This is a genomic window from Niastella koreensis GR20-10 (genome assembly GCF_000246855.1).
In the GTDB taxonomy this organism is placed as follows: Bacteria; Bacteroidota; Bacteroidia; order Chitinophagales; family Chitinophagaceae; genus Niastella; species Niastella koreensis.
On sequence record NC_016609.1, the window covers coordinates 242297 to 258075 of the forward strand.

The following is a 15779-nucleotide window of genomic DNA, read 5'->3' on the forward strand; positions in this document are numbered from 1 at the left end:
GTTACAAATCGATTTTTAAACCTGCGGCAAATGTTCTGGGAGGAATTGCGCCTGTAATATAATCCGGATCAATTCCATATTGATTGGCCCGCCAAAGAACTCCCAGGTTATTGGCATACATATAGATCCTGAACTGGTTTACCGGCAGCCACCTGATCTCACTTTTGTTAAGCTGGTAGCTTAGCTGAATATCCTGCAGCCTGATGTGATCGCCTTTTTCAACCAGGATATTCGAATAAGAATAAAAGTTACTTCTGTTTAAGCTTTCTTTCCAGGTCATGGAAGGTACAGACGTGAAATTTTCATCACCTGGCTGTTGCCATCGTTTTTCATAATCCGGGTGGCCCTGGTCTGGTCCATTGAACAGCGTATAATAATTTATGGAAGGTCTTCTGAAATAATAGCCCATTTTCCAGGTAATGGCAAATGACAGCTCCACCCGTTTATAACTGAAATTATTACGCAGGCTTCCAAAATAAACCGGGTTGGCCGGGCCCCGGTAGATAAGATCCGAAAGATCTGATGAGTTAATGATGGCGCTGTAATTAGTACTGGTTGCCTTATTGAAGTAACCCTGTGGGTCTCCGTTTTTGGGATCGAGCCCCATCCATTTTAAACTGAAGATGGAATACAGCGGTTTGCCTTTTATCGGACTTATGTATTGCGGGTCGCAATAATACCATACGGCACTTTGTTGTACCTTATAATCGGTTACCTTATCGGCGGTATAACTAAACAACAGGGTGCTGGTCCATTTAAACTGTTTGTTGATGTTTTTTGTACGGAGCATAATGTCAACGCCATTGCCCTTCATATCAGCTGTATTGCCCCTGAATTGGGTAACGCCCGTAGTAGGGTCAAGCGGACTGTTGCCTATCAGGTCAATTCCTCTACGGGTATAATATTCCAGGCTGCCTTCTATTATGCTTTTTCTTGTGGCAAAATCTACCCCATAATTGATCATGTGATTCTTTTCCCAGCGAAGTGAGGGATTGGGTGGGTTATCGATAGAGGCAGATAACACGTTGTAAAGATTGGCCGCATCTATACCTGCTGTTGTAAAGGCCGATACGGTTCTGTCAACATTGCCTTTATAGCCATCGGTAATCCGCAATTTCAAAAAAGGCAGCCAGCCTAATGTATAAAAATGTTCCTGGCTCAATTCCCAACTGGCGCCTAATGACCAGAGCGGCACGCCCTTTTGGTTGGTTTTTACGCCAAACAGGTTCGATTCATCTTTGCGGGCGCTGGCAGATAAAATATATCGTCTTTGAAAAATGTATTTAGCGTTCAGATAGTAAGAAACAAAATTATCCGCCTGCGAACGGCTGCTGTTCAGATAAGTTATCTTTTTATTAGTAGCAGGTGACTGGTATAAAGGAAATTGACTCTCATAGTCGATCGGGGAAAGGTTAGGCAGGCTTTCATTATACCCATAGGTGCGAAGTCCGTCAAAGTATGTTTTAGTGCCTCTTGCTTCTGCGCCCGCCAGTGCAGTGATCTGGTGATATTTTGTATGATTGCGGTTATACCAGTTGGTAATATAATTTAACTGCGTACGAACATTGTGGGTCTCGTATTCGACAGTATTCTGATCTAAAATTCCTCCTATTGGGATGTGATGGATACTCGGGCTGTCAACATCGGTAAACTGGTTTATCAGATTCCGGGTATAGTAAGTTTGCTTGCTGTAAAAATTCTCCGCATCAACAAATCCTTTATTATACTGGTACACCACTGTTGCATTCAGGCCTTTGAGGATGTTGTATTTCACATCTGCATTGATCCGGTAATCGGTTGTCTTTGAAGTGTTATTACTAAGTCTTAATTCATCATAGGGCCGGTAGTTCCAGTCTAAAAGATAGGTGCGGGCAATGGAATCTCTGCTTATGCCGTCCTTATACGACTGTCTGATGTCTGCCGGTACCGTTGTTGCATTGCCATTTTCATCTACGAGTTTAAGGTAAGGATACGGTGGGTTCAATGTGCCGATGTTATTATTCCGGGCTTTCCCTTCCGTATAAATAATACCGGTATTTAATTCCAGCCTCTTTTTTAGCCACGAAAAGGAATTGTTGGCGGTGATAGTTAACCGGTCGTAACCATTCCTTACCAGGTTGCTAAGGTTCTTGTCGTACCCCAGCGACAGGTAATAATTGTTGTTGGCGCTGCCTCCGCTGGCACTTACGGAATATTGCTGGTTGGCGCTGGTGCGGTAAAAATATTTTTCCAGGTCTTTCCGCGTATCCTGGCCCCGCAATACATTTAACTGTTGTTCTGCCTCGTCGTGCGTGATCTTTTTATCTCTTTCCTGGATGAGTATTTCCACTACCGGTGACAGTATAGGGCGAAGCAGATTTGCTTCCTGATTGAAATAGAATCCGCTATCGAATAAAGAGTGCTCTACATCTATAAAGTCAGATGAGTTTAAAATTGGTTTGGCATACAGATCGGGTTTCTGACCTATGGTTATATTGCTGTTTACAGAAAGCTTTAGCGGCTGGCCATACTTTCCTTTTTTAGTAGTAATTACAATTACGCCATTGCCAGAGTAAGCGCCCCAGATAGAAGCCGCATCCGCATCTTTTAAAACCGTTATGCTTTCAACATCGTTGGGGTTAATATTATTGATATCGCCGGTATAGGGGAAATTATCAACTACGATCAGGGGATTGGCGTTGGCATAAATGGTGCTTCTGCCCCTGATGGCTATGTTGGTTTGATTGGTAGTAGTATTATTGTTCTTATTGAAGATCAGCCCGCTGGTTATCCCTTCCAGCCTGTCTACCACATTGGTTGATACGCGGCGGTTGAGTAATTCGTTATCAATTTTTACAAAGGAGCCAGGGGTTTTATCTTTTGAAATTTGCTGGTAACCGGTTGACATCACCTGTACCTTGTTCAATTCGCTCACGTGTTGCTTGAGCTTTACGTTCAATTCCGATTCGCCCTGCCAGTTAACTTCTTCCGGTTCGTAATTGACGCTGGTAACAATGATGTTCAATTCTATTTCATCAACCCCGTTTATTTTAAATTCCCCACCTTCGTCGGTACTTGTTTGCTGGTTGCTTCCTTTTATGGTAATGGTGGCGCCGGGTATGGGTTCGCCCTGCTCGTTCAGTATTTTGCCTTTAATATTGGCTACTCTTTTACCAATTACACTTTGCCGGCCCCGCGGAATAACAGTAACTATTTTATCAATGATGGTATAGGTACAGCTCTGGTACCTGAAAAACTCATCGAGCAGTTGCTCAACGGTCCCATTGACAAGATTAATGTTTACCGCTTTTAATTGGGAGGAGATGGAATTGGTGTTGAAGATGGTATAACCTGCCTGTTTTTCCAACACCTTGCGTAAGTCGGTAATGGTTACGTGTTTTTTGGAGAAAGTGATCTGCGCAAGTGCGGGCACACTTGTAAGCACACAAGCAATTATTAGAAATGCAGTTATGTGTTTCATAATCAGAACCTCCTCCAGCTGTGAAATACCGTCAGGAATACCCTTTTTCGTTGAGACCTTTAGGTTGTGTAAAAATAAAAAATAGTCAACCGCATTTTCGCATAATTGGAAAAAAGTTGACTAAATACAGGTTTTCCCCTTAGGGGTAACTCCTTACCATATCCGATGGCTAAAATTACACTTTCATGTTGAAGATTGGGACATACATATAAAAAAAATAAGCCACCTGACTGCGAACCATGAGCGAGTGTAGAGCTCATGGTCGCAGGGTAGCTTGTAGCTCAACGCCGGTCCATAACTTTCCATGGAAGAACAGCGTTAGATGTGGTTTAATGATTAACGGGAGAGCAATTATTTTTACCCCTATAAATAGGTGCTTCTTCGTTAATTGTATGATCTATGATGTAACTATGATCGTTCTTGAACTTTCGTTTACGTGTGCCTTTACATTATTGAGATTGAGCAATTTAATGATGTCGTCAATGGACCCTTTCCGGGGCAGTTTACCATCAAAAACCACGTCGGGCTTTTTTCCCTGGTATTCTACATTGATGTCGTACCAGCGGGATATTTGCCGCATAACATATTCAAGATCACGACCGCCAACCGGGATAAACCCGTTAGTCCAGCCAATTACATCCTCAGCATCTACATTTTGAACGGAAATGTTGCCCGATTTCAGTTTGGCCTGTTCGCCCGGTAATATTGTCTGGTAATTATTACCGGAGGTTACTTTTACTTTCCCCTCTACCAGGGTTGTTCTGATTGCCCCTTCATCAGTGTAGGCCATTACGTTAAAATGTGTTCCCAGCACTTCCACTTCATTCTTATTACCGGCAGGGGTGTTTATTTTAACAATGAAAGGCGTTTTGGTTACCAGGCCTTTTTGTTGTTTTGACTGGGGTTGAATTTGCGGGTTCACTTCAAAATAAGCTTCGCCGGTGAGCTCGACAATTCGCTCGTTCCCGGCGAAGGCTATAGGAAAACGCAATGATGAAGCCGCATTTAACCATACTTTACTTCCGTCAGGTAAAGTGATCTTATATTCCCCCCCTCTTGGGGTGGTAACTGTGTTATACAAATTCTCAGCGTTGGCAGATCCGTCAGAATCCGGCTTCCTGTTATATATTAACCGTCCATCAGTCTTGGTTACCAGCATGTGACCCTGGTTGGCCAGGTTCCCGTTCTGCACAGCGTTCAGGATGATCTCCGATCCATCGGCCAGGGTCAGCGTGGCTTTATTACCGCCAGGTAAGATCCTGGAGCTCACGCCACTGTCAGTCTTTTTATCAGTTTTGGCTGTTTGGTTGGATGTACTTTGTTTGCTGAAATACCAGCCGCCAAATGAAATAAGCAGGATGGCTACAGCTGCAGCTGCAATTTTGCCAACCGGCATTTTAATTGTTTTCTTTTCCGGATAGAGATCTATCAGTTTGGCGCCGCCGTCGATCTTTTGCAGCGTTTTTTTCCAGATAGCTTCACTATCCGCGCTCGCATATAGTCTCAATTTTTCACGCAGCTCATTTTTATCAGTGATCTGCCTGAAAAAAGCATTATTATGCTCAGCTTCCGCCAGCCATGAATTAAGTTCCATCTCCTCTTCCGGATTCAGCCTCTCCTCCAGGAACTTCTCTATCAGACTTGTGATTCTATTTACCTTTTCCTGCATATGATGGTATTTAAAACTTCAAAGTGGCTTTTTTCACATGGAAGTATCAAGCTCTCTGAGCCTTTAAACCCTTACTATTATAAAAACAACGAAGGGACGTTTTTGACAAAAAAAACAACAAAAATAAATCGGGAAGATTGTGGATCAGTGCATATATATAAAATCCGTTATGTTTTCGACAATGCGCTCAGCTTTCGGTTTACAGGTCATTGACCCGTTCATGCAAAGGCTTACAAAAACCGCCACCAGTAATTTCTTTTTTAGCAGTTGAATGGCCCGTCTTTTCTGGTTTAAGACATTTCGGGGTGTAATGTGTAGTTTTTCCGCTACCTCGTCGGTGCTGGCATCTTCAAAATAAATGAGTTTGAAAATGGTTTTGCATTTGCTGGGCAGGGTCTCTATCAGTGGATAGATCTTTCGCAATAACTCGCCTTCAATCATGTCTGTAATAATATCCTGGTCGTCTTTATCTCTTTGTAAATACGACAATTCGCTTTGCGAAGCTGTTTTTCTTTGTATATGCCGCAGGTAATTGAGGCTGGCGTTGCGGGTAGCTACAAACAGGAATGCTTTTATGTGTTCTTCGGTCTGAAACACATCATGGCGCTGCCAGAGTTTAGTAAAGGCTTCAGAAACAATATCTTCAGCCTGCTCTTTATCCTTTACCAATTGCATGGCGCAGGTAAAAAGGATTTTGTTGTAGCTCTCGAAGATTATCCGAAAGGCGCTACTACTCCCTTGATTGAATGCTGTGAGCCAATTCTCCTTTTCCAAAATTTTCTTCTTCATCTGGTTTCAATTTATAATCGTCTGTATCGGCACCAATATTAGCGACATAGGCTGGCAACCCCGGTTTTACCGAAGGCAATAAATGATAAGGTTAATGAATATCAATAAATTGCTAATGGTACAGGAATAACTATCCAGTTTCAATTAACGGAGGTTGCTAAAATCAAGGCAGTCGTGGAACCAGAAAAAGCGCATTATTTGCTCCATCCCTAAAGCAACTAACGGCGGGCTGCAAGTTTACAAAAATATATTAAAAATTGACTTAAGTGTTTCCCCTAGTCTCCTGTTTTTCCGGTGAAAAAACGGTATTCTGTCACCCAATGGTAAAATCTGGCAGGCTTAATAAATGGAAAGGTGGCGGCTGATCGATCTTTCGAAGATTGTGCGGGCGCCCTCGGCAATATTCATCCATTCAAAAGCGCCGTACATGGCATCAAAGGGGAGGGGATGCACCCGTTCGTAGATAAATTCGATGTCTTTTTTGGGAAGGGGAATATGATTGGGATAACTATACATGAAGGACATGTGCCGGCGGCTGGGTGCTACGTAAATACTATCGCCGGTTAATAAACAACCTGCCCGGCCATGGTCGGGTAAATGCAAAATGGTACTGCCGGGAAAATGCCCCGCCACATGAACAATGCTGATATTGTCCCATAATTTTTTAGTGGTGCCATTCCATAATTCAATATAACCACCGGGGTCTTTGATCCATTCCCGGTCACTGGCATGCAGGTAAATAGGGCAGTCAAAAGCCGTGGCCCAATCCTGCATCAGGCTGTAATAATGCGGATGCGAAATGGCAATGGCGCTGATGCCACCCAGCGATCTGATAAAAGCAATGGTTTGATCGTCGATAAACGGTAAACAATCCCACAATACATTGCCCGAAGAAGAGAGAATCAGGTGGGCTTTTTGCGCAATGGCGAAGGATGGTGATATTCTTAGATCGTATATGGTAGATAGTAAGCGCGAAAACCGGATGGTGCTTTTGGTAGCCAGTTCGTTGTAACTTGTCCACACCTGGCCATTGAAACCCAGGTATTGCCGGTCGTCTGCACAAATTTCACAAATAGTAGGAATAATAGAAGTGCCGTACCGAACACCGCAGGTGTTGCAGATGTTCTTTGCCGAAGGCGAAATAATCATAGTAAAAGTTTGCGTAGACTTACTGCAATAGTGTTTCAGACATTTAACCAACGTGAACCGGATCGCACTGCGATAAATAATATCAGGTTTTCTGGTAATGCAAAGTTAATACCAAAAATTTTGACGTTTTTTACGTATATTTACCATTCACCAAAGAAAAGGAGGTATTCATGAAATCTACAGATCATTCATGGACACTTTCGGTTAGTATCGCCTAACTGGGGTATCGATCCATCAAAATATCTGCTGACAAGTATGTCAGGGTCCCGACGGTCACCGTCGGGATTTTTATTTACCTGCATTTACCATTTAAAATCGGCAACATTTTACCTTAGCGTATGCTTACTGTAAGTGAATTGTACATCTACCCCATAAAATCATTAGGCGGCATCGCCCTGAACAGCGCCAGGTTAACCGATCGCGGTTTTGAACACGACAGAAGATGGATGCTGGTCGACGACAACAACCAGTTTATTACCCAGCGTGAGGTAACTGCCATGGCTTTGTTGAAACCACAGCTAACAGAACAGGGATTGCTGATAAGGAATAGCCAGGTGGCAGGTGAAGAACTGCTGGTGCCCTTTGAACCCACTGTGCCCGGCACTACCATGGTGGATGTATGGAGCAATCGCTGCCGTGCTCAACAGGTAAGCGAGGACGCCGATGCCTGGTTCAGCAAACAGCTGGGTATTTCCTGCAAACTGATGTACATGCCCCACACCACCAACCGGTTTGTCGATGGCCGGTATGCCCATAATAAAGAGATCACCAGTTTTTCTGATGGATTTCCTTTGCTGATGATTGGTCAGGCGTCATTAGACGATCTTAACAACCGGTTAACCACTCCCTTGCCAATGAACCGGTTCCGCCCAAATGTAGTTTTTACCGGCGGAACAGCTTTCCTCGAAGACACGATGAAACAATTTGAGATCAATGGCATCACATTCTTTTGTGTGAAACCCTGCGCCCGTTGTGTTATGACTACTATCGATCAACAGTCGGGCGCAAAAGCAAAAGAGCCGCTCACTACGCTCAGTACTTATCGTAAGAAAAACAATAAGATCCTTTTTGGCCAGAACGTGCTATTTAAAGGCCGTGGAGAGATCACCGTTGGCAACACCATTACCATTCAGGAAAAAGGAACTGTAGAACTAATACCTGATTAATAAGTCGTGTGTTGTATTCTTGTTTCTACACGTGAGGAAAAATTGCAACATTGTGCCTGCAAAATCGAGATGTATAGTTGAGAAAGGGGTGGTCTGCTTTTTATACTATATAAGCCCCTGATAACTTACTAAATGCACATCTCATGAAAAGGAATAATGATCAACTCAGTACCTTACCGGCCACTATTGAATCTACAACGCTGAGAATGGTTTACAAGAATGAAGAAGTAATTAACGAAACCCGCACCATCGCTCCCGAAAAAGAAACGACTCCCGTCAAAACTTCCAAAAAGTTGTTTGTAACAGAACCGCTCCCCATGTTCAACGACTACAAATTCAAAGCAAAGGATTACGATCCTTTATAATTTGTCTGAACTGGGATTTATGAGATGAATGAGATGTTTAAGATAGGAATGAACTATACTACCGTTTCTACCACCTTTCTATGTTCCAAAAAGATTAATGAGACGAGTGGGATACGGCCACATATCCGCATTGCATTGTAGTCGGATGGTAGTGGTATTGTAGTAATATACTCTGAACATTCCCTGGAAACTCTCTGGATATACTCAAGGTATGCTCTAGGGGACTAGAGTATCCAGGCAATACCCAGGCAATACTTAGACAATACTTAGACAATACCCAGGGCATGTTCCTACCATCCCACTACAGGTTGGCGCCGGTTTGCTCCCTGCTCTCCTTCGGGACTGCGCAAAGACTCAGCTTACCCGTCTTCCCAAATCCTTCGCAAGTTCTTCGCAAATTTGCGAAGAAACCTAAGCGCTGGCTAAGAGCATTTGCGAAGGAGTTCCGAAGAAGTCTTTGCAATGTCTGAACTGGGATTGATGTGATTTGGGTAAATCCTTGTCAATTGTCAATTGTCTATTGGATCGGGCAGGCGCTTTTGCTATTAATGCGTGGTTTACACGCATTGTTGGCGTCCTGGTTGTAGGTGCTTTGGTCCCACACAAAACCCAGTTCGGAGCTGCCGGTTGTGTAAGAATACCGGTTCTGCCCAATGGGAGCATCATGGGCAACGCCGGCGCGTACTTTATACCCATCACCGCTATGGCCGGCCAGGTTTATGGAAAGTGTTACTGTAAAGGCATCGTAATGCTGGAAATTGATACTTCCGCGATACCACACCCCTAAACTAATGTCGTATTCGTTTTGGGTTATTTCACCGCCTACCTGAAATGAATTTTGTTTTGCCTGGGCATAATAAATCCCGGCCAGACTATATGACCAGGTTTGATCGCTGTTGGTATAGGTGTACATCGCGTTGCCCGACCAGCGAACGGGCAACTGGCTGCGGAACGAATCGGCCGAATTGGTGAGCGACTCGTCGGGCCGGTTTACGTGATGCGCACTACCACCCAGCAATAAACGGTTATTATCATTCCAGTTATAATTGAAGAACAAACCCGCCGCAAAATCGGGATACCATTTGCCGCTGTTCACGGCTTTGTCGGCCGAGGTTACACTGCCGGGAATTATTCCATCTGCACTCAGCTGATCGGCAAATACCAGTTTGCTGTAGTCGATGCGGCGCTGCACCATTCCAAATTGTATTCCACCGCTGGCGAACCAGTGCGGTTCATCCCCATTTTCAGCAGGCGATAAAGTACCGGAACAAATAGTATAAGAGTACGAGCCATAAATACCGGTCTTTTTTAAATAGCCTTCGGTAGAGTGGGTGCCCAGCAAACCAAATCCACCATGCAACGAGGGCAGGTATTTATCAACTGATACTGCGCTGTAAGAAATTTGCGACGGAATGCTCCACCATTGGCGGCGATACATTGCGCTGAACCGAAGATCATACTCACCGGCTCCCGTTGCCGCGGGGTTCAAATATACCGGCGACAAAAACGGCTGTGAAAAAACCGGGTCCTGCGCCCGGGCGGAGCTTAGGGCTGCGATTGTTGTTAATGTTATAAGTAGATGTTTTATCATTATAATAAGATATTGTTAGTCGGGCCTCCCCCCAGCCCCCTCCGGTGGAGGGGGAGTTTGGCAGCCTCCGGATTATACTTAACTTTTTAATTTTTCAATTCTCTTAATCCTCTTAATCCTGCTCCTTCCTTAATTCCTTCCTTTATCAACTCCATCAACTTTATCAACCCTGTCAACTTCCTGGTTAACTGGTCAACTGATCAACTTGTTAACTTGTCAACGTGTCAACTCGTCAACTACTTCACCACCGTAATAAACCCCGCCTTAACCCCTTTATCACTATTAGGATACACCATCCCCTTCCACTCAGTACCGTTAACGTACCTCGCCTCTATCTGCCAGCCATAGGTATCCTGTTGAATATACTGTCCGTTGTACCGGCCGTCCCAGGGTTCGTTGGGCGAACCATTGGCATCGAGCCGGTTGGTTTCAAATATTTTTTGTCCCCAGGAATTGAAAACGCGCAGGCGGTATTGCGATAATCCTTTCCCCATAGGCAGGAACAGCCGTAACGAATTATTGCTGCAACCAGGACAGATGGCATTGGGCACATACAAATAACCCGGCATATACAGAATGCGCACCTGCACGGTATCGTATCCATGGCAACCGGTGCCATAGTCCTGCACATACAACTGTACGTTATATAAACCGGTGTCGCCGTAGGTGTACGTGATCTTTTGTCCCGATTTGGTTTGCCGGGTACGATCGCCCAGGTTCCACTCATAAATTTTATTCACGCCGGCAGGCATGGTATCCCAGAAAGTAAACGTGTAATCGGGTTGTACCAACACCTTTGAAGGGGAGAAGGCAATTTGCGGCCGTGGCAGAGGCTGGATATTAAGGGTGCCGCCTGTAACCGTATCACCGCAGCCAGTTGAGTTTTCAGCCAGCACCCTGATGGCATACGGGGTAGCGGTTGTTGCAAGATCCGGAGCCTGAAACCGGTAAGCAAACGGAAGATCCATACCCTGCAGGCTGTTGTTGATAAACCATTTCAGGTGTACGGCATCGGTACCGGCATACTTCACCTTAGCAGTAAACGCAATGGTGGTATCGTGGTTACAGGTATTATTATTTATGGGGTTGAACTGTACCACTGGGGTATTATACACATTGAATGTATAGGTGATACTGTCGGCACATTCGTTGGTGGTGCGCACCAGCAGCTTTACCGAGTAGGTGCCGGCCTTATTATAAAGATGCGCAGCAGAAGTACCGGTAGCCGTAAAGACATAGGGCGCCTGTGCGCTATCGTAAAACGTCCATTCAACTTTTAATGCCCTGGCGGCGCCGGTAGCGGCGGCCTGTAAAGTATAAGGTGCGCAGGTGCTGCCGGGTTGAACCGAAAGCTGTGGTGGAATTTTATTGGTAACTGCCAATACGGTGGACGCCGTATCGGTACAAACAAGCCCGGAACTGTTAACTTTTTTCGCTACCTGTTTAATAGTGTAGCTACCCGGTGCTGCATACGCGTGGGCATCATTCACGGCTGAAGAAGTTTGGCCATCGCCCCACAGCCATTCAAAGGCAGTTGCATTTGTTGCCTTGTTGGTGGTAAAAACGCTATTGCCTGTACAGATAACGGGGTTGCTGATGTCGAATGCTGCAATGGGTTTGTTATAGGCAGTCACCTTGCGGTAGATGGTAGTATCGGTACACCCATTCTCCAGCTTGATGGTTATTGTAAATACGCCGCCGTAGGTAAATGTGTGACCTACAATATTCTGGGTATTGGGTGTAACAATGGCCGGCGTATTGTCGCCGAAGTTCCAGGTAAGGGTGGAGGCGCCGGTGCTGCTGTTATTAAAGGCAACGGTATGCGGGGCGCAACCTTCCAGCTGCGGACCGTTTATTAACACCTGTGCATCTATGTTATTGGGCAATACCAGCAGGCTGATGGTTTGGGTATCGCGGCCGCACTGGTTTTCAGCAATCAGGCGAACATTGAAGGTATCGATGGCGCCGGTATGGTATACGTGTACAAATGTATTGTTGCGGGTGGTGGTGTCGGTTGTACCATCATCGAAATTCCAGTAATAGGCAAAGTTGTTGCCAGGCGATTTATTGCTGATGGTTACCGTAAAAGGCGAACAACCTTTGGTGGCGTCTACGGTAAACCGGGCTTTGGCATCGGGGTGTACCAGTACGCTGTCGCGGTGGTACGAGGTGTCGCAGCCGTTAAAGGCTTTCAGGGTAATATAATAGGTAGTATCGCGAAAATCGGGACTGCTGTTGAACGTGATGGCCGCAGGGGATGCCTGGGTGCTGGAAACGCCATTGCCGAAGTTCCAGAAGAATTGAATGTTATTCAGCTGGCTGCTGGTGTTGGTAAATGTTACATTCAGCGGGCCGCAGCCTGATGCTTTGTCTTTTGTAAAGTTGGCCGTTACGCCGGGCACGGTATGGAAGGTCATCTCCATGCTGTCGGCCTTACAACCATGGGCGCTGGTGGTCACCAGTTTTACCAGCACATGCTGGGCCATGCCCGCAACAGGATAGCTGGGGAAGGCGCCATTGGTATTGGCAGCTACCTGTACGCCATTGGCAAACCAGGTATACCCGGCATTCCCCTGCGGAAAAGGAATGGTTGTTATCACCGAATCAAGATCCACCGGGGCGCATTTGGTGGTGCCGGTGGCGGTGAACTGCGCTTTGGCATCGGGGTTTACTACCACCTGCACTTTGGCGGTATCGGAACAACCATTGGCCAGGGTCCCTGCCAGAAAATAGGTGGTGGTTACTGCAGGCTTAACAAGTACAGTATCGGCTGTGGTATAAGTAAGGGCAGTGGTTGGCCACCAGGTATACGTGGTAGCACCGCCACCGGCCAGTTGGGTGGCGGTGTTAATACAAATGGTGGCAGCAGCTGTGGTAATGGTAACTACGGGCCGGCGTTTTACCGTGATGTAAATCGAATCGTCCGTGGCGCAATTGGCGCCAATAGAAGCGATCAGTTTATAACCATAGGTAGTATCATTGGCAGTGCCGGTATAATCCAGCAATAAAGCGGGGTTGGCGCTGGTGGTGCTGCTAAGCCCGGTTGCGGGTGACCATTGATAGTTTACGCCATTTACGCCGGGAGCGCCAAGGGTTATGGGCGACCGGCTGCAGATAACCGTGTCGTTACCGGCATTGGCCACCGGCTTATCGGTTACCAAAACGGAAGTGTTCACAACAACACTGGTATTGCAACTGCTGTCAATTACTTTCAATTGAACCGCATGCGTGCCGGTGCTGGTATATTGAATGTTGCCGGGGATCAGCTGATTGGAGGTGGCCGGCGTACCATTGGTAAATGACCATTGAACACCCAGCGGGCCGGGCGAATAACAGGCAGTGGCAGTAGCCGAAGGCGTTAGTCCGTTGGTAATGCAAATGGCATTGATGGGACTGATAACCGCCGTGGGCAATCCCTTTACATAAAAAGTATCTTCTTTATAAGATTCGGAGCAGGCCATTCCGGCGGCATTGGCGGTAACTGTAAGGCGAATGATATATTTGCCTGGCACGTTGAATTGTATTTCGGGCGAAGCCGTATTGATCGTTGACCCGTTGGTGAACTGCCAGGCGGGTGTTTGGGTACTGCCGCAACCCAGGGGATCGCTATAGGTAACCTTCCAGGTATATTTATCGCCCTGGCAGCCGCTTGTTGGCGACGTGTTGGTGAAAATGGCTTTACCGGCGCCGCAGCTGCTGTTGCGGTTCATGGTAAACTGCGCACTGGGCGGATTGCGAACGCAGATCACTTTAATGGTGCTGTCGAGCCCGCACTTGTCGTTAAAGATATACAGCTTTACCGTATACAAACCAGGGGTATTGAACGTGGCAGTCAATGCACCGGATCCTTTTGTCCATAAAAAACCATTCGCCGCATTTCCATTCAGCGAACCCAGCGTGCCTGAGGTAATGGTATAGCCTGTTGCCGGTGAAATGGTCCATACCTGTTTGCCGGAATTGGTACAGGTAGAACCGGTGCCGCCGGTTGGGGTTATCACCGAACCATAGGTGGAGTTGCTGATGATGTCTACATTGGAATTGGTACACACGGTTTCGGACGGGCCTACATAGATATTGGCGCGCGGCTTACCCGATACATAAATAGGAACCACCGAAGGGCTGGTAGTGCCACAGGGATTTTGAATGGTAAGGTAAGCGCCAAATGCGTTGGGAAAGGTGCTGTTGCCACTGCTGCTGCTGAAACCACAGGAACCCTGTCTGAAGAAATGTGCTGCAATTGATGGCGGTGGATGTACAAATACCTGGGGATCGGAACCATCGTTTATCAGAAAGCTGTACTGCGTACCTGGCGGATTGGCGGAGATATTATTGATCGCGAACCGCAGCGAGTCAGACGCACAGACATCTGTATTACCCAGGCTTGCCAAACCACCGGCGGGGGTAGAACCCAGGAACACAATGTATTTTTTTATTCCAATACAGCCATCGGCCCCGGTAACGCTTACCGTCATGGTACTGCTTCCCAAGGGAAAAATATGTTTTATAATAGTTGCGGCCGGCCAGCTGTTGAAACTGGTATCGGGTGTACCATCGCCCCACGAAATAAGGTAGGTGGCATTAATGGGCATGGTGGTTGACTCGTTAACAAAACTGAAAGTATAGGAGGGCACATTGGCGCAACGTTTAAAGGTGGGCACATCGTTAAACGTTCCATAGGTGATGGCGATGTCGGCATTGCCAACAGCGGCATCGGGCACATTTCTGATAGTAATGTTTTGGGCTGTTGAATCTATACAGCCATACCGGTTGGTTACAATTTGTGTTACCGAATAGTTGGTGATGCCGGGCATGCCCACGGCATTCAGAAACTGATAGCTGGGGTTGGGCAGGGTGCTGGTGCTGCCATCACCAAATCTCCATAAGTAAGATAAGCTGGCACCTACGGCATGATCGGTGAATTGGATATTGGTATTACCACAAACGTTGTTGGCCGAGAAACTGAACCCCGCTGCCGGTTTGTTATTGGAAACCTCCACTATTACTTCCATGGAGTCGGTCATATTACCACCGGTGATTACCTGTTTGGTAGTATAGAACCCTGCTTTGGGATACAGCACAACAAAGGGCCCAAGGCCCGAAGCATTGGCAGTGGTACCGCCGGTGAAAAACCAGTCGATGAGTAAAGAGCCCTGTGCCGAGCTCAGGTAGGAGATGGAGCTGCCTTCGCACACCCGCACCGTGTCGCCATGGTTTACGACCTGGCCGTTAGCCCTGATCCCGGCTGTTACCTGGGTGAAGGCTGGCGAAGCAAAGAGTACCGATACTACCAACAATAACAAAAAGACAGACGGCTTACGTGTCTGACGCATACAAACGGGTTAGGGGGTTACAGGATCGGGACGGAGTGCTTACGAGGATTTTTCAAAAAAGGATATTCTGACCCAGGATCTTTACAACCGGGCACACGGGTATCAGCGCACTTGAAAATATGGTGTTGATTGGGGAAATAAAATGCCTATTGAAAGCGGGGCAATTAGCTGTCGCTTTTTTCGTTTTCAGACAATTCCTTACGCCAATCGGTTTCTTTTGTTGTGGAAGAGGTGGTTCTAAAGATGTGGGCGAAGGTAAT

Annotated in this window: 8 protein-coding genes; 2 read left to right on the forward strand and 6 right to left on the reverse strand. The window is 46.4% G+C overall.

What is annotated here, in order from left to right:
- Position 1: 1 nt before the first annotated feature.
- The 4 genes from NIAKO_RS00990 to NIAKO_RS01005 all read right to left on the reverse strand — a co-directional run bounded on the left by NIAKO_RS00990 (position 2) and on the right by NIAKO_RS01005 (position 7067).
- Positions 2-3424 (reverse strand): SusC/RagA family TonB-linked outer membrane protein, encoded by a 3423-nt coding sequence (locus tag NIAKO_RS00990; RefSeq protein WP_049815449.1) that lies wholly within the window; start codon positions 3422-3424, stop codon positions 2-4.
- 433 nt (positions 3425-3857) lie between these two features.
- On the reverse strand, positions 3858-5129 hold the full coding sequence (locus tag NIAKO_RS00995) for a FecR family protein (RefSeq protein WP_014216515.1): 1272 nt from the start codon (positions 5127-5129) through the stop codon (positions 3858-3860).
- A 144-nt stretch (positions 5130-5273) separates the two neighbouring features.
- Positions 5274-5918 (reverse strand): RNA polymerase sigma-70 factor, encoded by a 645-nt coding sequence (locus tag NIAKO_RS01000; protein ID WP_014216516.1) that lies wholly within the window; start codon positions 5916-5918, stop codon positions 5274-5276.
- Positions 5919-6257: 339 nt separating this feature from the next.
- On the reverse strand, positions 6258-7067 hold the full coding sequence (locus tag NIAKO_RS01005) for an MBL fold metallo-hydrolase (RefSeq protein ID WP_014216517.1): 810 nt from the start codon (positions 7065-7067) through the stop codon (positions 6258-6260).
- 338 nt (positions 7068-7405) lie between these two features.
- Here NIAKO_RS01005 and NIAKO_RS01010 point away from each other — a divergent pair, with 338 nt between their 5' ends.
- Positions 7406-8233 carry an MOSC domain-containing protein gene (locus NIAKO_RS01010; RefSeq protein WP_014216518.1) on the forward strand — a complete coding sequence of 276 codons (828 nt, stop codon included), beginning with the start codon at positions 7406-7408 and terminating at the stop codon, positions 8231-8233.
- A gap of 143 nt (positions 8234-8376) precedes the next feature.
- Complete coding sequence (locus NIAKO_RS01015) at positions 8377-8598, forward strand: hypothetical protein (RefSeq protein ID WP_014216519.1); 222 nt, start codon at positions 8377-8379, stop codon at positions 8596-8598.
- A 517-nt stretch (positions 8599-9115) separates the two neighbouring features.
- Here NIAKO_RS01015 and NIAKO_RS01020 read toward each other — a convergent pair.
- On the reverse strand, positions 9116-10189 hold the full coding sequence (locus NIAKO_RS01020; RefSeq protein WP_014216520.1) for a PorP/SprF family type IX secretion system membrane protein: 1074 nt from the start codon (positions 10187-10189) through the stop codon (positions 9116-9118).
- Positions 10190-10425: 236 nt separating this feature from the next.
- Complete coding sequence (locus NIAKO_RS01025) at positions 10426-15519, reverse strand: PKD domain-containing protein (RefSeq protein ID WP_014216521.1); 5094 nt, start codon at positions 15517-15519, stop codon at positions 10426-10428.
- Positions 15520-15779: the final 260 nt, after the last annotated feature.